This window comes from Geothermobacter hydrogeniphilus, assembly GCF_002898515.1.
Classification (GTDB): Bacteria; Desulfobacterota; Desulfuromonadia; order Desulfuromonadales; family Geothermobacteraceae; genus Geothermobacter_A.
This window is the reverse complement of sequence record NZ_PPFX01000009.1, coordinates 85998-103298: the sequence shown is the minus strand read 5'-3', so window position 1 is coordinate 103298 and position 17301 is coordinate 85998. Positions and strand designations below refer to the sequence as shown.

Here is a 17301-nt window from a genome sequence, read left to right as displayed (position 1 = left end):
CGGACTGCTCGATTTTGAACCGCGGAAACGTCACGAAAAAATCTCCTTGGGTGAAATTCGAAGCGGCTCTATTGTAGCATAAAAACACGTGTAAAATCAGCTAATTGTCAAAGATCAAGGGATAGAGGTACTATTGTTAACTCACTGATTCAGGATAGAGAAATGGATTCGTTGCATGACCGCTTTCAAGAGTTTCTTGAAGAGTTGGGTATCGAAAGTTGGTACGAGGAAATAGATTACGATGACCTAAATGAGGAACAACAAGAGTTCATTAATACGCTTAATCTTGTCGAATTGTTTCGCGAAGAGGCAGAATCAGAAGATCAAGATATACCAGTAATTAAATTTTGCCTGAGACGACTAGGCCAGCTTGGTGATGATGGCGCTGTAGAGTATATTTTCGATAACCTAGAGTCTATAACACCGGCATTCATTGATGTAATAAAGTACATGTCCAGTCTGCGCTATCTAAATGAACAACAGCGATCTGAGCTCGGCAGTAGATGTCTAGAATTGCTAAATGACTCCATAGTTAGCGAGTTACCGTACCATCGAATGTGGATAATTTACCTATTTACTGAATCAAGAGAATGGGATAATGAGAATCAATTTTTGACTTTATATAATCATGAAACAGATCAGGCGTGCAAGAGAAAGCTCATATTAGCTATGGGCCGTTCACAGCAGAGACATTGGTTTCAATCACAGTGGCGTACGTTATTCGAACACCCACACTGGCAAAGAAGAGCAGTTCTTGCTGCCGCTAGCTGTATGCCTCCTGATGCTCGTAGACACTGGTACCGTTCTGTAGAACCACAATTAGATATTCTAGAGCGAGCAGTAATGCGATGGGCAAGAGCTAATCCATTTAGTGGCTAACTGTTGAGTGCCACGACATCGTAGACACTTTTTAGTGCCAGGACATCGTAGACTCGGCGACAGTATTATCTGATTTTGTAGTCAAATTCATCGACCTGGGTTTTGCCCAGATAGAGCTTTAACTTCTGTTCTTTGACATCGATAGTAGCCACCACGTATTCGAGCTTCAGTTCCGGTGGAACGGGAAACAGTTCACCGAGAATGTTGAGTCTGAGATCACTGCGAATCAGACGAACAAAATGGTAGCGGCCTGCTTCTGGTTTCTCCAGCCGCAGTTGGGGTTTGTCATCTGGATTCGGGAACTTCAGAGTTGCTTTGCTCGCAGAAAGCGCCTTGATGGGTGTCTTCCCGCCGAGTTTACTGTAGCGGTAGGAACTGTTGTGCCTCAGTTCAAAGGTCATTGTCCCGGCAGCCAGTTCATCGGTCGTGGTCATGGTCACCTTGCTGAGAAACTTCTGTTGGTAATGATCATTGAACTTCTCGATGATCCCATTGCGCCAAGGTTCGGCCATGGGAACAAACCAAGGTTCGACGTCATGCAGCAAGCAGAGACGGACAAACTGGCTCACTGCTCGCGGAAACCTCGGGCTGCCAAGGAAAGACATGGCGTTATCAACCTGGAGGTTATCCGGTATTCCCAGGCGTAACCAGATGGCCCAGAGTCCGTCCAGAACGTCTTGACCGGACTTGGATAGCGAGGAGTGCAGCCCACAGCGCGCAGTTGCCGTGTCGATCACATTGATCCCATAGAAACGGATCGGACCGGTCAAATAACATGGACCGACCATATCCATCTGATGGGTCTGGTTCGGCAACAGCGACGGAAGTTTGGGGTAAGGAGTTCCTTTCGGCTCATACTTGCCGGTTCTGCGATGGGTCAGATCATTGCGTTTGAGAATCCGATTGATCGTGCGCAGTGAAGGCAGCGGTGATACGCCGAGGTCTTCCAATTCCCACCGAATGGCTTGCGCACCGCAAAACAGATCTTGGTTGTACAGATTCAAGCGCACCAGTTTGACAATCTCCTCAATCTCGAACGGTGTGCGATTGGCAGTGTGAACGGGTCTTTTTGGCAAACTGCTGAACCAGCCATCTTCGTGGTCAGAATGCCGCCGGATCCACTTGTAAAGCCAAGGGCGAGATCGGCCAAGCGAGGAGCAGATACTGTCAGGTTTTTCTCCTGCGAAAAACCTCCTCACGGCCAAGATACGTTGCTTTTCCTCTTCCTTCATGAACACCTCCGTAGCGGAAATGTTCAGAAGAATGACGGGTGGCTATTCGATTGTCAGAGAACTATTTTGTAAACGATGTCCTGGCACATTTTTTTGTCTACGATGTGCTGGCACTTAACAGCTAACACCTATCAGGCCCCCGGCCGTCAAGAGTAAAGACGTCCGATAACGTAGGAAAATAGCTCTTCCCGTTTTTTGACAAGCGACTGATCTTCGAGAACCGCCAGTTTCCGGCTTGGGATTCTCCCTGGCTGCGGACTCTGTTCCGCGCCAAACACCTATCGAGGCTCCAAAGTCTCATTATGGAGACTGTTGCAGGGGCCGGTCTTAACAAACCAATGGTGTCAGGCTTGAACAAACCAATGGTGTCAGGCTTGCAAGTTGGCAAGAAAACCAATGGTGTCAGGCTTGCAAGTTGGTACTTGAGATGCTGGAAAGTGTGGTCATTAGCAAGGAGGATCTAGCACGGCAGTTCAATGTGTCGAGAGCAACAGTTTACAGGTTGGCAGCGAAAGCGGACATGGATTTCCAGAAACAGGTTCAATAGGACTGAAAACTTAGAGGCTGCTCCGGTATCTGGGCAGCAGCCTCCGTTAAGTCACAAGATTTGATACATCAAGGGGTTTGATAATGTCAGGCTTCCCGCTTGAACATTACAGCTTAAATTGCCTGGCAACATAGATCACCAACATACCGACAAGCATGGCCACCAACGTATTGTGCGAACGCAGCACGACTGCCGCAGTCAAAATAGTAGCTAACACCCCCCACAGACCTTCTGTGACTATGGTCGGGACAACCAATGAAAACAACAGCGCTCCGGGAAGTGCGTCCATTCCCTTTCGAAATCGCCCTGACTTCGGAAAGCGTGAAGCCAGCAGCAGGCCACCGAGTCGTAACGAATAGGTCGCGATGGCGGCCAATCCCACAGCCAGAAAAACCTGATTCTCAATGGCTGGAAACATGATCGGCCTCCTTGGCGTCTAGCGCCTCGACCGATCCAAGCATCGCCGTGATGGCACCACCCAGTCCACCGAAAACGATATACCACTTGCCGGGCAGAAAGTGATGCGCCAGCAGTGAAACCCCTCCGGCTACAACCCAGGGGAGAATGTCTTTTTTGCCCTGCCACAAGCCAACAGCCAGAGCGGTAAAAACTGCCGTGAATGCAAAGTCGAGGGCGTAATCTTCGGGGCGTGTAATAAATCCACCGCCAAGGAGCCCCATCAGGGTGCCGCTACTCCATGACAGATAGAGAAAGATGCCGCCGCCGAGAAGAAACCAACTGTGACTGATCTTTTGCGCTGTTCGGCGATAGTCACCGCCCAGTTTTCATCTGCCACCAAGTGCATCATGTACATTTTGTGCAACAGACTTCTGCCGACAAAGAGCTGCTCCAATGACGCACCGATCAACAGGTAGCGCAAATTGATAACCAGTACGGCCAAGGCCATTTCGATAACCGGTAGTTGCCCTGACCACATGTCAACCATGACAAATTGCGCTGCCCCGGCAAATACCGCAGAGTTCATATAGACCATGTCGAGCCAACTCAAGTCCTTCTGCGCGGTGAGGACACCCAGCACGCTTCCGTAAGCCATGGCACTGGCCGCTACTGGCAGGTTGGCTTTCGCTCCTGCAATCGATTCAGATTTCACGTGCGTCCTTCATTCAAAAAAATGCAGGTTGTTTTCAGTGGAGCATAGCAGTAGATATTCAGTAGTAACAGTTGCAAAATTGATGTTTTTCAACGGATACAGATTTGATTTAATTGTTTCGCGACTTACGGCTTTCGAGATTCGAAAGTGTCTATTGAGCTAGGGACGATTCAATTCGGCAGACGGCCCAACCTTTTGAATCTGCTTGAGCCGTTTTTTTCTTACCGGTGCTGATGCTGATCTGGGTATTTTAAAAGCGCGTTCTCTACGCAGGTATCCAATAACATCTCTTTGGAGAAACAATCTTTTCTTCTTTTTTCAATTGCGTCATTGCTTTGTCGACAGCCTTGCGCTCAAGGCCACCGAGTTCAGCAATTTTCCCAGCATTGAGAGGCTGGCCCTCGGTTCGCATGATTTCTAAAACTTTTTCTGTCGTATCCATTGCCATGCTCCTTATTGTTTTTTTGCTGTCGTCAGCAAGTTACCAGGTCTGGGTAGCGGAATCGATGGTGACGGCGAGCGTAGCGCGTAACCAACTGAATTTTGACTTTAGCAGATCAAAGTCTGGTCCCTCGGTGACGAATTCAGCCGTACCTTTAATCAGAAAGCCTGCGCCCGGCCCATTATTGCCGGTCACCTTGCTGCTACCCAAGGTAATCAATACCTGATTATTATAGGCAACGTTGGTCTCGGTTTTGTGCATATAGCCTGCGGGGATCAGCAACCGATCATCCTCTGAAACCCGAATGTAGCTGTTCCAGGTATTGACCATATGTGGCCCGTCTTCACCTATAGTTGCAATGGCGACCACGCCATCTTTTTTCATGATTTCTTGTAATTTTTCTGGAATCATCGTGATGTCCTCCTACTTCGTGTGTTGTTATTCAGCTCTATTCAAAAGAGTCAGATTTTCTGTATCGACTGTGCGATAATTGCCTTGGTTTATCGCTATATAGGCTGAAAAGCAGCCGTTATGATCGGAAACGCTATGTTTTTTCTGGACAGCAATGCCCCTGTTCCTCTGTTTAAACAGCTCTATAATCAGATGAGAGAACATATTCTCTTGGGCTCTCTGCCCGCTGATTCCAAGCTGCCGTCTGTCCGGGATATGGCCAACAACCTTGCGGTCAGCCGTAACACCGTCGATGGCGCTTATCAGGAGCTGTTTGCAGAAGGTTATATCTACAGCAAGCCACGCAGCGGTTATTTTGTGTCGCCCCTCGATCAGGAATCTGCGCCAAGGTCTTTAGTGTCCAAACCGGACAATCAGGCACCACCTCTGCAAAGAGCCCCGACCTATCGCTACGATTTCCACCCTGCACGCCTTGATCCGGAAAGCTTTCCCAATCGACTTTGGCGTAAATTCTTCCTTGAGTGCCTCCGCGAAAATCCTCAACAACTGTCCGAGTATTGCGACCCACAGGGAGAACTGGGACTGCGTTTCGCAATTCAAAACTATCTAGAACGGTCACGCGGTGTTGTTTGTGATCCAGAGCAGATTGTTGTTACCGCCGGCCTGCAACATAGTCTCGATATCGTTGCCAATGTGCTGAAAGAGGATCATTCCAGAGTGGCGGTTGAAGACCCCGGCTACCCTCTGGCCAGCACTGTTTTTCGCAATCATTCCTACAAAATCAACCCGGTTCCGGTCCGACCAGATGGGATCGATCTGGATGCTCTTAAGGCTGGCAACAGCAGTATTGCCTATGTCACCCCTTCGCACCAGTTGCCAATGGGGTATGTTATCCCGGTCGCCAACCGGCTGAATTTGATCGAATGGGCCGAGGCTGGCGATAAGTTTATCCTCGAAGACGACTATGACAGTGAGCTTCGCTACAGCAGTAAACCAATTCCTTCGTTACAAGGGTTGAGACCACACGGCAATATCATCTATATGGGAACCTTCTCGAAGGTTCTGTCTCCCGCCCTACGGGTCAGCTACATTGTCCTGCCGCGTTCGTTACTTGCTCGCTATTATAGGCTTTTTCAGAACCACTTTTCCTCCGTCTCCCAGCTTGAGCAGAGAACCCTCGCCAAATTTATGGTGCAGGGCTACTGGAACCGGCACATACGTCGGATGCGCAGCATCTACAAAAAGAAACACGATACGACGCTCCGGGCTATCAAAGAACATTTTGGTACTTTGGCAGTTGTTGACGGTCAAGGAGCAGGACTCCATGTTGTTCTGCAACTGCTTGGTGCAACCTGTGGCGAAACGGAAATCATCCGTCGCGCTGAACAAAAAGGAATTCGCCTGCTACCATTCTCCTGGACCTGCGCCTCCGGCAAATCGGTTCCCGTTAGATTAATGCTCGGATTCGGCGGCATGACCGAAATTGAGATTAAAGAGGGGATCGCTCTGCTCGCTCAAGCTTGTCACTGACCTTTCTACTAAACTAAAGCCACGACCATTTGTTGAGTAAAGATACAGGGAGTTTGGCACTAAGGTTAGTGCCAGATCTGGATATAATTATGGTGCCAGATTGTTTTAGCGAGAAAATCAATGGTGTCAGGCTTGCAAGTCGGCAAGTTTGCATTAAGGTTTAAACCATGGCCCGAAAACCCCGCATTCATTATCCCGGTGCGCTCTACCATGTCATGCTGCGCGGCAATGGCGGAAATGCCGTTTTCGCGTGTGACCAGGATCGTTATCGCTTTTATCTTTTACTGCAGCAGGCGCTCGAACGCTATTCCTGCCGCGTCTTCGCCTACTGCCTGATGGACAACCATGTTCACCTGGCCGTCCAGGTCGGTGATATTCCCTTGTCCCGATTCATGCAGAACCTTTCTGGTCGTTACACGCGCTGGTTCAATTGGCGCACGCAGAAAACCGGGCACCTCTTCCAGGGGCGCTACAAGGCCATCGTTGTCGAACAAGACAGCTATCTGTTGCAGCTCGTGGCCTACCTTCACCTGAACCCTGTCCGCGCGGGGATGGTCCAGGCCCCCGAAGACTATCGGTGGAGCAGTCACCGCGCTTATTTGGGGCAGGAGCCCATCCCCTGGCTGTCTTGTGACGCAGTACTTTCGCAGTTGTCAGCGAAGGCCTCTGCGGCCCGAAGCCAGTTTTCCGAATTCGTTGCCGGCGAGGCCGGAAAAGGGCATCGCAAGGAATTTCATGGTGCGGGCAGTAAGGATTCGCGTATTTTCGGTGAAGATCAGTTTTTGCTCGATGTCTTGACCCGGGCCGATCAGCTTCCGGTCACCCCACCCGATCTGCCAACGGTCGTCGGGTTGGTCACTGATTTCTTTGACTGCGGCATCAGCGAACTGAAGAGTCCGAGCCAGAGTCGTCATCTTTCGTCGGTGCGGGCGATGCTCGCCTGGGCTGTTACAGAATTCAGTGATGCAACTCTGACCGAACTTGGAACACTGCTGTCACGGGATGTCAGCACTTTGAGCTCGGCGGTCAAGCGATTGAAGGGAAGGGCCAACCAGGACAACAGGGTTGCTGAGGCGATGAAGACCTTGAGTGCCCATCTTGCCAACTTGCAACCCCGACCCCAGGGGTGGGGAGAATATGGGAGACAATCACCACCATCACGATATTGACACCATGGGTGATCGCCGTCTTGGCTGGGCCATCGCCATAAACATGGTGTTGACACTGGCGCAGGTGATCGGCGGCATCGTCTCCGGCAGTCTGGCGCTGATCGCCGATGCTCTGCATAACTTCAGTGATGCCGCGGCGCTGTTGATTGCCTGGGCGGCACGCAAGATCAGCAGAAAACCACCTGACTATTTCAAGACATTCGGTTACAAGCGGGCCGAGGTCATCGCTGCGCTGATCAATCTCGTCACGCTGGTGATTGTGGGGCTCTACCTGATCTATGAGGGGCTGTGGCGTCTTTATGAACCGCAAGCCATTGAAGGGTGGACGGTGGTTATTGTGGCTGGTATTGCCTTGGTGATCGATGTGGTCACGGCGATACTGACTTACAGCATGTCGAAGCACAGCATGAACATCCGCGCCGCCTTCCTGCACAATATTTCTGATGTGCTGGCCTCCGTCGGGGTGATTGGCGCCGGCAGTCTCATTTTGCTCTATGGCTGGTACTGGACGGATACCGCGCTGACTCTGCTTATCGCCGGTTATGTGCTATATCAGGCCGCAACGCTGTTGCCCCGGACCATTCATATCCTCATGGAAGGTGCGCCAGAGGATATTTCTATTGAAGACGTGATCGACGCCATGGCGCGTGTCGCGGGAGTTTCAAACGTCCATCATGTTCATCTCTGGCAACTCGATGAACACAAAAATGCCCTGGAGGCTCATGTGGTCATCGATGATTTTGGCAGGTCGGAAACCATAAAGACCGCCCTGAAGGCCGAACTTGTGCAGAGGTTTTCCATCGTTCATTCGACGCTTGAGTTTGAAGTTGATCATTGTCCTGAATCAGTGAATTCATTGCCGGCAAACAGCACAAGTCATTGACCCGCCTGCACTTTCCAAAAATCCCCGACGAACCTGTGGGTGCGCCTCAGATTTTTGGAAATCACATTCACCTGAATCAGTGAGCTCCTTGTCGGCGGATAGCACAAGTCATTGATCTGCCTGAGCTTCCCAAAAATCACCAGCGAACCTATGGGTGCGCTTCAGATTTTTGCAAAGCTCATTCAGACCAAGCACTTGCACTCTCCATCCAACAGAAACTCACTGATTCAGGATTCAGATCAAGCCTCTGCACTCTTCATCCGGCATGACCACCCGGGTTCAGGATTGTCGCAAGGATTGTTGAGGTCCGGCCTCAAGCTGTTGCGCGGCGAATCGTCTCGTTGATCTCCGAGGGGGGAGGGCGACGGATGAACAGTCTTTAAACCGGCCGGGCTTTGATGTACTCTTGGGGTCGTTGGGTATTTACCGTTTACGCGAACGGAGGCCGGCAGGTGTGATCCCCTCGGCACGCATCTCCATCACCATCCACACCCCATCACCCCGGAGGAAAAAGGGCTATGACGTATAAAATCAAACAAACTCAGAATATTTCGCGCGGCTGCATGGTTTGCGGGGTTGAGAATGACTTCGGTCTTAAAACCCGTTTCCATGTGACGGAAGAGAACGAGGTCATTGCCGTTTTCACCCCGCGTCAGGTTCATCAGAGCTATCCGCAGATCACCCACGGCGGCATCACCGCGGCAATTCTGGACGAGACTATCGGTCGGGCGATCATGCCGCTCACCGACTCCCTGGCTTTCGGGGTCACCATCGAACTGAACGTGAAGTACAAGAAACCGGTTCCCTATGATGTCGAACTGAAAGCCATGGGTCGCATCACCCGGAACAACGGTCGAATTTTCGAGGGGACCGGCGAGCTTTATCTGCCCGACGGCACCGTGGCCGCCACTGCGGAAGGAAAGTTTCTCAAACGTCCACTGGAAAAATTCACTTCTGCCGAGTTTATCAAAAATCACTGGTTTACACCGGACGATGTCCCGGAGGAGATTTCGATTCAACCGGAGGTCTCTTCAAAGGCGCCGGGGTGAGGGGCAGCCTGCAAACCGCAAATCATGTGCTACATTTAGCAATGCACCTGAACCCGGTAACCGACAAAGGAGCACCCCATGAAAAAACAATTTTTTCTTGCCCTGAGCGGCCTCATTCTGCTTTCACTTTTTGCCGGTCCCGGCCTGGCTGACGAGGGTCCTGGCCATGGCGGGCCGGGGATGGATCATTCCTCGATGAACATGAAGTCGATGCAGATGAAGATGCAGAAGACGATGCACGGCATGCAGTGTTCTTCCTGCCGGCATCAGCCCGGATCGCTCGCTGCCCGGCTTGACATGATGACCTGCATGCTTACCGGCAGGATGCCGATGCAGCCGGCGAAGATGCGCGTCATGATGCGGCGGGTCTTCTACCTCGACCGGATCGAGGAACTCGGACTGCAGCCGGATCAGGTCGCACGGCTGAAGCAGATCCAGGCGGACTGCCGGCGCGACAACCTGCGCACCGCCGCTGAGGTCAAGATCGCCCGTTTCGACCTGGATGATCTGCTCGATGGCGACTGGAGCCTGGATGCCGCGGAACAGCTGGTTCGCAAAATCGCCAAGCTGGAAGGGGATCTCAAGGTTCGCCACCTGCGGGCGGTCAAGGATGCCTTTGCCGTGCTGAGTCCCGAACAGGCGCAGAAGCTCGTCACGGCCGATTCACCGGACGACCTGTTCGACAACTGAATCATGATGGCGTCGCAAAAACTCACCAGCAGCTGCGTTGCTGCGCTTGCCTCGCTGCTTCGACGTACGTAAGTACGCCTCATTGCGTGACAAACGCGCGCCTTGCTGCTGGCGTTTTTTGCTTGGCCAACACTCTTGATACTTTTTTGCGAAAGCATCATTCATCACTTTTCGGTCCCCTTTTTTCCTTCACAACAGGAGCCCACATGGATAGTTTTGACTGGGACCCGGCGGAACTGCTGGCCCTCTCCGGCGGCTACTGGAGCACCTGCGCTCTGCACGCGGGAGTCAGACTCGGGCTGTTCCCGGCCCTGGCGGCGCAGCCGCGAACCGTCGCCGAACTGGCGGAAGAGAAGGGGATTCCGGAGCGCGGCCTGGTCATGCTGCTGGATGCCCTGACGGCCATGCAACTGCTGGAGAAAAATGTTGAACGCTACGTGATGACCGCCTCTGCCGCCTGCTATCTGGACCCGGCGTCTCCGAAATACCTGGGGCACATCATCGCCCACCATCACCATCTGATGTCCGGCTGGGCCCGCCTCGATGAGGCCGTCATGTCCGGAGGCCCGATTCGCGGGCGAGTGTCCCACGATGCCGACGAGGAGCAGCGGGAAAGCTTTCTGCTCGGCATGTTCGACCTGGCGATGCTGCTCGCTCCCCGCGTTGCTGCCGCTATCGACCTCTCAGGCCGGCAGCAACTGCTCGATCTCGGCGGCGGACCCGGAACCTACGCCATTCATTTCTGCCGGCGGAATCCGCAGCTACGCGCCACGATTTTCGACCTGCCGACCACCCGGCCGTTTGCCGAAAAGACCCTGGCCCGGTTTGACATGAAGTCGCGTATCGACTTCGTGCCGGGGGATTTTACGGCCGATCCGATTCCGGCGGGCTGTGATGTCGCCTGGTTGTCGCACGTTCTGCACGGGGAGGGGAGGCGCGGTTGTGCCCGCCTGCTGCAGAAGACCGCCGCCGCCCTGGAGCCGGGAGGGTTGCTGCTGGTGCAGGAGTTTATCCTCCAGGCCGACCGGACGGGTCCGCTCTTCCCGGCCCTGTTTTCCCTCAACATGCTGCTGGGCACCCCGGAGGGGCAGGCCTACAGTGAACCGGAGCTGACGGAACTGCTGAACGAGGCCGGGTTCATGCGGGTTGAGCGGCTGCCGCTGGAGCTGCCGAACGGTGTCGGCATTCTCGCGGCCGTCAAACCCTAGTGTCTAGTGCGGTTAATTCCGGCCCTTTAGTCTGCTGTCTGTGTTGTGCCTCTTTGGCTTAACGCAGGCTGGGCCTGCATCGACACGCCTTGACAGCAACCAGAATGACTCACAATGAACCGCACAGGACACTAGCCGCGATTTTCTTCTCCCTGCCGGAGCGGGAAGGACGGTCCGGGGATCGGCGCGGCTTCGCCGGCAAGGGCGTTGACTTTGCCCGGCAAGTATGATTGATTGACGTGTTTTTTGACCGGATCGAAAAACCGTTCCGGAAATGAAGAATCCCGGTCTGTGTTACCCTTGTCGGACCGAGGAGCGAGCCGTCATCAACATGCGCCTGGAAGATTTCGATTTTCAACTCCCCGAAGAGCAGATCGCCCAGCATCCCGTCGCGCAACGGGACGGGTCGCGGCTGCTGGTTCTGAGCCGGAATGCCACCGCCATCCGCCACCAGCAATTCCCCGATATCGTTGATTATTTCCGTCCAGGTGACTGCCTGGTCCTCAATGACACCCGGGTCATCCCGGCCCGTCTGCAGGGGAACAAACAGAGTGGCGGCCGCATCGAGGTGTTCCTGGTCCGGCAGCTGTCGGCAGAACCGCCCGAATGGCTCTGCCTGACCAGGTGTTCGCGAACCCCGCGGCCGGGAGTTTGCCTGGACCTCGGCGAGGGGCTCAGGGCCGAAATTCTCGATGGCGGGGAGGCTCCGCTGCAACGGCTGCGTTTCGACTGCGACGGATCCTTTTCCGATGCCCTGCAGCGGTTGGGGAAGATCCCGCTGCCACCCTATATCCGCCGCGAGGCGCTTCCCGCCGACGCGGAACGTTACCAGACGGTCTTTGCCCGGGCCGAAGGGGCGGTCGCCGCGCCGACCGCCGGGCTGCATTTCACTCCCGAGATCCTTGACCAGCTGAAGGGCCGGGGAGTCGAGGTCTGCAGCCTGACCCTGCACGTCGGCCTCGGTACCTTTTTTCCGGTGCGGTGTGAAAATATTGCCGAACATCGGATGCACAGCGAAGCTTATTCCATCCCGCGACAGACCGCCGATGCCATTGCCCGCACCCGCGCCGCGGGGGGACGGGTCATCGCGCTGGGGACCACCACCACCCGGGCTCTGGAACATGCGGTTACCGCTGACGGTACGGTTGCCGCCGGCGACGGTATGAGCGACCTGTTCATCTACCCCGGTTTCCGTTTTCGGGTCATTGACGGCCTGGTCACCAATTTTCATCTGCCGAAATCGACGTTGCTGATGCTGGTGTCGGCCTTTGCCGGCCGCAATTTCGTCCTCGCCGCCTATCGCCAGGCGGTGCAGCACGGTTACCGGTTTTTCAGTTACGGCGATTGCATGTTGATTCTTTAGCGGGGATGCAAAGGACTTTGAAGCCATTCTCTTTTGAACTTCTCGCCGGTGATCCCGGCTGCGGAGCGCGACGCGGCCGTATGATCACCCGCCGTGGCGTGATCGAAACCCCGGTTTTCATGCCGGTCGGCACCCAGGCGACGGTCAAGGGGATGCTGCCCGAGGCCCTCGACGAGATCGGGGCGCAGATTATCCTCGGCAACACCTATCACCTCTACCTGCGTCCGGGGCACGATCTGATCGCGCGTCTTGGTGGACTGCATGCCTTCATGCACTGGTCCGGGCCGATTCTGACCGACAGCGGTGGTTTCCAGGTTTTCAGCCTCGGCGAGCTGCGCAAGATCAGTGAAGAAGGAGTCGCTTTCCAGTCACATCTCGACGGCAGCCGGCACCTGCTGACCCCGGAGAGTTCGATCGCCATCCAGGAGGCGCTCGGTGCCGATATCATCATGGCTTTTGACGAGTGCATTCCGCACCCCGCCGAGCGCGAATATGTGGTAGACTCCACAGCCCGTTCCGGACGCTGGGCCAGGCGCTGCAGGCAGGCGCGTCGCCCTGATGACGGCGCGGCGCTGTTCGGCATCGTCCAGGGCGGCATGTACCGGGATCTTCGCCGGCAGAGCGCCGAAGAGCTGCGGGAGATCGGTTTCGAGGGTTATGCACTCGGCGGCCTTTCGGTGGGTGAGTCGACCGAGCTGATGTACGAGGTGATGGATTACAGCCTGCCGCTGCTGCCCGAAGATGCCCCGCGCTACGTCATGGGGGTCGGCACTCCGGAGAACCTGGTGGAAGGGATCGCCCGCGGTGTTGATATGTTCGACTGCGTGATGCCGACCCGCAACGCGCGCAACGGGGTCCTCTTTACCCGTCGCGGAAAACTGAGCATCAAGCAGGCCCGTTACCGGGAGGACGAGAGTCCGATTGATCCCCGCTGTGACTGCTATGTGTGCCGCCATTACAGCCGCGCTTATCTGCGTCATCTGTTTCGGGCGAACGAAATTCTGTCATCGGTATTGAATACTCACCACAACCTGCACTATTATCTCAGTTTAATGGCTGCGGCGAGAGCCGCGATCGAACAGGGGAGCTTCACGGCTTTTCGCCGCGATTTCTACGCGCAAAGGGAACAAACGGTACCCGCCTGATGGCGGGTTGAAGGCTTACAACCAGAGAACCAATTCAACCAAGGAGAAAAAGAAATGTTTGCATCAACCGCATACGCCATGGCCACCAACGGTGGAGGAGCCGCAGGTCAGCAGAACCCCTACAGCGGGATCATCATGCTGGTCATCATGTTCGCCATCTTCTATTTCCTGCTCATCCGTCCGCAGCAGAAAAGGGCCAAACAGCACAAGCAGCTGGTTGAAAGCCTCAAGGTCGGCGACCAGGTGACCACCGCCGGCGGGATGCATGGTCGTATTGCCGGCCTGCAGGACGATATCGTCACGGTGGAGATCGCCACCGGTGTCAAGGTCAAGTTCAACCGCAGCTCCATTGTCGCCGCTCCCGGACAGAATCCCGGCAACTAGGACGACCCTGCCTGCGCATTGATGTGCATCGCCGAGCCCGCCGCGGGGTTGGGTCCGGCCAGCAATTTTGAAAGGAGTTCCTTCTGCTATGTCCAGGAGTCTGAAATGGCGGGGCCTGCTGGTCCTGGTCTGTCTGCTGCTCGCGGCGGCGTCTCTCGCACCGACCTTCTTCGGTGACAGTCTGCCCGACTGGTGGCGCAAGAGCTTTGATCCCATTCGGCGCGGTCTTGACCTGCAGGGTGGGATGCATCTGGTGCTCGGTGTCGATGTCGACAAGGCGGTTGACAGCCGGCTCGACAGTATTGCCGACCAGGTTGAAAACCTGCTGCGGGAAAAGGATATCGTCTTCAAGCGGGTTGAACGGAAGCCCGGAGAGCGCCTGGCGATCACCGTCTACGACGATGAGGCCGGCAAGCAGGTCGATGCGCTGATGGCGGACCGGTTTCCGACCCTGGAGCCGATGACCCTCAGTGACAGCGGCGGTTACATTCAGAAACATTATCGTTTGAGCAACAGCGAGATCGAACGGATCCGCGACTATGCTGTCCGGCAGGCCCTGGAAACCCTGCGCAATCGGGTTGACCAGTTCGGTGTCTCCGAACCGACCCTGCAGATGCAGAGCGGCAACCGCATCCTCATCCAGCTGCCCGGCATCAAGGATCCGCAGCGGGCCATCGCTCTGCTCGGCAAGACCGCCCGTCTTGAGTTCAAGATGGTGGCGGAAAACGTTGACCCCCAGGACGCGGTCAAGGGCAAGCTGCCGCCCGGTACCGAGCTGCTTTACGAACGACAGGTCAACAAGCGGACCGGTGCGGTGACCGAAATCCCGATTGTGGTCAAGAGCAAAACCATCATGACCGGTGATCTGCTTTCCAACGCCCAGGTGCGTATCGACAGCCGTTTCAACGAGCCCTATGTCGCCATCGATTTCAACGCCGTCGGTGCCAAGCGTTTCGACCAGGTGACTGCCGCCAATGTCGGCAAGCGGATGGCGATCGTCCTCGACGATACCGTCTACTCGGCCCCGGTGATTCGAGAACGGATCTCCGGCGGCAGTGCCCAGATCAGCGGTTCTTTCACCTCGCAGGAGGCCACTGACCTGGCGATCATCCTGCGGGCCGGTTCCCTGCCGGCGCCGGTCAAGATCCTGGAAGACCGTACCGTCGGTCCGTCCCTCGGTCACGATTCGATCAGCAAGGGCATCCGTTCGGTTGTCATCGGCGGTATCCTGGTGGTGCTGTCGATGCTGATCTACTATTCCCTCTCGGGACTGGTGGCCAATATCGCCCTGATACTCAACCTGGTCTTCATTCTCGCCATGCTCAGTCTGTTCGGCGCCACCCTGACGCTGCCGGGAATCGCCGGTATCGTCCTGACCGTGGGCATGGCGGTCGATGCCAACGTGCTGATCTTTGAGCGCATCCGTGAAGAGCTGCGGCTCGGAAAGAGCGCCCGCAACGCCATCGACCTCGGTTACGGCAAGGCCTTCATGACCATTGTCGACGCCAACATCACCACCCTGATCGCCGCACTGGTGCTGTTCCAGTTCGGCACCGGCCCGGTCAAGGGTTTTGCCGTGACCCTGTCGGTCGGCATCCTGGCGTCGATGTTCACAGCCATTTTCGTGACCCGGCTCATATTTGACTATTTCCTTGACCGCCGCCAGGTCAAGCGCCTGAGAATCTGAGGAGGCGGCGATGCAACTGATCAAACCTGATGTCAATTTTGAATTTGTCGGCCGTCGCAAGCTGGCGATCGGTTTTTCGGTCATCCTGATCCTGATCGGTCTGGTCTCGCTGGTTGTCAAGGGCGGACCGAATTACGGTATCGACTTTGTCGGCGGAAGCCTGGTGCAGATCAAGTTCCAGCAGACGACCAACGCGTCTGATATCAAGGATGCCCTGAAAGACCTCGGTCTCGGCAACATGAGCGTGCAGCAGTTCGGTGACGACGCCAATGAATTTCTGGTCCGCGCGCAGGCCGTCAGCAGTGAACTCAAGGGACTTGGCCACCGGGTCGAGCAGGCTCTTGAGGCCAGTTACGGTGCCGGCAAGGCGGAGGTCCGCAGGGTTGAAATGGTCGGCCCCCAGGTCGGCAAGGATCTGCGTGAAAAAGGCTTCAAGGCGGTGCTTTTCGCCATGGTGGCGATCCTGATCTACATCACTCTGCGCTTCGAATTCCGCTTCGCCGTCGGGGCGGTGCTGGCACTGGTGCATGACGTGATGATCACCCTCGGTGCCTTTTCGGTTTTCGGCAAGGAGATCGACCTGCCGATTATCGCCGCTTTTCTGGCGATCATCGGTTATTCGCTCAATGACACCATCATCGTCTATGACCGGATTCGGGAGAACATGGGCCGCTACAACAAGGAACCCTTCCCGGTGATTGTCAATCGCAGCATCAACGAGACCCTGTCGCGGACCATTCTCACCTCCGGCACCACCCTGCTGGTGGTGGCCGCCCTGTTTGTCTTCGGCGGCGGTGTCATCCACAACTTCGCCTTCGCCCTGCTGGTCGGGGTGCTGATCGGTACCTATTCCTCGATCTTTGTCGCCAGTCCGCTGCTGATTTTCTGGCAGGACTATAAGAAGTCGAAACAGGGCAAGGCCGCGGCCAAAGGAAATGCCTGATGAAAAACAAGGAAACTATCATCCTGATGGGGGTGGCGCTGGTGATCGGCATTCTGGTGGGAGTGATCGGCAGCAACATCGGCGGACGCGGCAGGCAGCGTTCGGTGGGCAACGCGCCGCCGCCGGCTTCCGCTCCGGTGGTCAACCAGGGGCAGAACATCAAGATGCTCGAAGCTGTGGTGGCCAAGGATCCCGCCAACCGTAACGCCTGGGTGCAGCTCGGCAACACCTATTTCGACACCCAGCAGCCGATGAAGGCGATCGAAGCCTACGGCAAGGCCCTCGAAATCGACGGTAACGACCCCAATGTCCTGACCGACCAGGGCATCATGTTCCGCCAGCTCGGCTGGTACGATCGCGCCATCGATAATTTCGAGAAGGCGACCGCCATCGACCCCAACCATTCCCAGAGCTATTACAACCTCGGGGTCGTCTATCGGTATGATCTCAAGGATTTCCCCAAGGCCATCGAGGCCTGGCAGAAATTCCTCGACCTGAACCCCACCGGCCAGGGCGCCGACCAGGTTCGCCGGGATATGGAAGTCCTCAAATCCCATCCGCCGATTCCCCAGCCGAATGCTGAGGGGGCAAAGTAGGTCACACGGCCGGGAGCCATCCCGGCCGTTTA

20 protein-coding genes are annotated in these 17301 nt (G+C 55.4%); 14 read left to right on the top strand and 6 right to left on the bottom strand.

The window, feature by feature from the left end:
* Nucleotides 1–162: 162 nt before the first annotated feature.
* Complete coding sequence (locus C2E25_RS06005; protein WP_103114866.1) at nt 163–879, top strand: hypothetical protein; 717 nt, start codon at nt 163–165, stop codon at nt 877–879.
* 65 nt (nt 880–944) lie between these two features.
* Here C2E25_RS06005 and C2E25_RS06000 read toward each other — a convergent pair whose 3' ends face one another.
* Nucleotides 945–2111, bottom strand: coding sequence for a helix-turn-helix domain-containing protein (locus tag C2E25_RS06000; protein WP_103114865.1), 1167 nt, complete (start codon nt 2109–2111; stop codon nt 945–947).
* A 415-nt stretch (nt 2112–2526) separates the two neighbouring features.
* Here C2E25_RS06000 and C2E25_RS18080 point away from each other — a divergent pair, with 415 nt between their 5' ends.
* The gene (locus tag C2E25_RS18080; protein ID WP_103114864.1) at nt 2527–2658 is read left to right on the top strand and encodes a helix-turn-helix domain-containing protein; all 132 of its coding nucleotides are present in this window, start codon (nt 2527–2529) and stop codon (nt 2656–2658) included.
* A gap of 106 nt (nt 2659–2764) precedes the next feature.
* On the opposite strand, the gene C2E25_RS05990 is transcribed toward C2E25_RS18080, so the two are convergent.
* From C2E25_RS05990 to C2E25_RS05975, 5 genes are all read right to left on the bottom strand, one after another.
* Nucleotides 2765–3076 carry an AzlD family protein gene (locus tag C2E25_RS05990; protein ID WP_103114863.1) on the bottom strand — a complete coding sequence of 104 codons (312 nt, stop codon included), beginning with the start codon at nt 3074–3076 and terminating at the stop codon, nt 2765–2767.
* Entirely contained in the window at nt 3060–3338 is a 279-nt protein-coding gene (locus C2E25_RS17795; RefSeq protein WP_233189355.1) for a hypothetical protein, read from the bottom strand. The genes C2E25_RS05990 and C2E25_RS17795 overlap by 17 nt, the downstream gene beginning before the upstream one ends.
* A complete protein-coding gene (locus C2E25_RS17790; RefSeq protein WP_233189354.1) occupies nt 3338–3769 on the bottom strand; it encodes an AzlC family ABC transporter permease in 432 nt (143 codons plus the stop codon). Before C2E25_RS17790 ends, C2E25_RS17795 begins: the two co-directional genes overlap by 1 nt.
* A gap of 265 nt (nt 3770–4034) precedes the next feature.
* The gene (locus C2E25_RS05980; RefSeq protein ID WP_103114862.1) at nt 4035–4211 is read right to left on the bottom strand and encodes a MarR family transcriptional regulator; all 177 of its coding nucleotides are present in this window, start codon (nt 4209–4211) and stop codon (nt 4035–4037) included.
* A gap of 39 nt (nt 4212–4250) precedes the next feature.
* Nucleotides 4251–4622: a pyridoxamine 5'-phosphate oxidase family protein gene (locus C2E25_RS05975; RefSeq protein ID WP_103114861.1), complete on the bottom strand. Its 372-nt coding sequence runs from the start codon at nt 4620–4622 to the stop codon at nt 4251–4253.
* 135 nt (nt 4623–4757) lie between these two features.
* Here C2E25_RS05975 and C2E25_RS05970 point away from each other — a divergent pair, with 135 nt between their 5' ends.
* The 12 genes from C2E25_RS05970 (at nt 4758) to C2E25_RS05915 (ending at nt 17269) form a co-directional block, all read left to right on the top strand.
* Nucleotides 4758–6152: a PLP-dependent aminotransferase family protein gene (locus C2E25_RS05970; RefSeq protein ID WP_103114870.1), complete on the top strand. Its 1395-nt coding sequence runs from the start codon at nt 4758–4760 to the stop codon at nt 6150–6152.
* Nucleotides 6153–6319: 167 nt separating this feature from the next.
* Nucleotides 6320–7321, top strand: a complete 1002-nt coding sequence (locus tag C2E25_RS05965; RefSeq protein WP_233189353.1) for a transposase — start codon at nt 6320–6322, stop codon at nt 7319–7321.
* A complete protein-coding gene (locus C2E25_RS05960) occupies nt 7290–8204 on the top strand; it encodes a cation diffusion facilitator family transporter (protein WP_103114860.1) in 915 nt (304 codons plus the stop codon). The genes C2E25_RS05965 and C2E25_RS05960 overlap by 32 nt, the downstream gene beginning before the upstream one ends.
* A 518-nt stretch (nt 8205–8722) precedes the next feature.
* Nucleotides 8723–9253, top strand: coding sequence for a PaaI family thioesterase (locus tag C2E25_RS05955; protein WP_103114859.1), 531 nt, complete (start codon nt 8723–8725; stop codon nt 9251–9253).
* A 78-nt stretch (nt 9254–9331) separates the two neighbouring features.
* Nucleotides 9332–9943, top strand: coding sequence for a hypothetical protein (locus C2E25_RS05950; RefSeq protein ID WP_103114858.1), 612 nt, complete (start codon nt 9332–9334; stop codon nt 9941–9943).
* 206 nt (nt 9944–10149) lie between these two features.
* A complete protein-coding gene (locus C2E25_RS05945) occupies nt 10150–11151 on the top strand; it encodes a methyltransferase (RefSeq protein WP_103114857.1) in 1002 nt (333 codons plus the stop codon).
* A 331-nt stretch (nt 11152–11482) separates the two neighbouring features.
* Nucleotides 11483–12514, top strand: a complete 1032-nt coding sequence (gene queA / locus C2E25_RS05940) for a tRNA preQ1(34) S-adenosylmethionine ribosyltransferase-isomerase QueA (RefSeq protein ID WP_103114856.1) — start codon at nt 11483–11485, stop codon at nt 12512–12514.
* Nucleotides 12515–12531: 17 nt separating this feature from the next.
* Nucleotides 12532–13659, top strand: coding sequence for a tRNA guanosine(34) transglycosylase Tgt (gene tgt / locus C2E25_RS05935; protein ID WP_420094618.1), 1128 nt, complete (start codon nt 12532–12534; stop codon nt 13657–13659).
* Between the two features lie 54 nt (nt 13660–13713).
* Nucleotides 13714–14043 (top strand): preprotein translocase subunit YajC, encoded by a 330-nt coding sequence (gene yajC / locus C2E25_RS05930; RefSeq protein WP_085009788.1) that lies wholly within the window; start codon nt 13714–13716, stop codon nt 14041–14043.
* Between the two features lie 88 nt (nt 14044–14131).
* Nucleotides 14132–15730, top strand: a complete 1599-nt coding sequence (gene secD, locus C2E25_RS05925) for a protein translocase subunit SecD (protein ID WP_103114854.1) — start codon at nt 14132–14134, stop codon at nt 15728–15730.
* A gap of 10 nt (nt 15731–15740) precedes the next feature.
* The gene (gene secF, locus C2E25_RS05920) at nt 15741–16673 is read left to right on the top strand and encodes a protein translocase subunit SecF (protein WP_103114853.1); all 933 of its coding nucleotides are present in this window, start codon (nt 15741–15743) and stop codon (nt 16671–16673) included.
* Entirely contained in the window at nt 16673–17269 is a 597-nt protein-coding gene (locus C2E25_RS05915) for a tetratricopeptide repeat protein (protein ID WP_103114852.1), read from the top strand. Before secF ends, C2E25_RS05915 begins: the two co-directional genes overlap by 1 nt.
* Nucleotides 17270–17301: the final 32 nt, after the last annotated feature.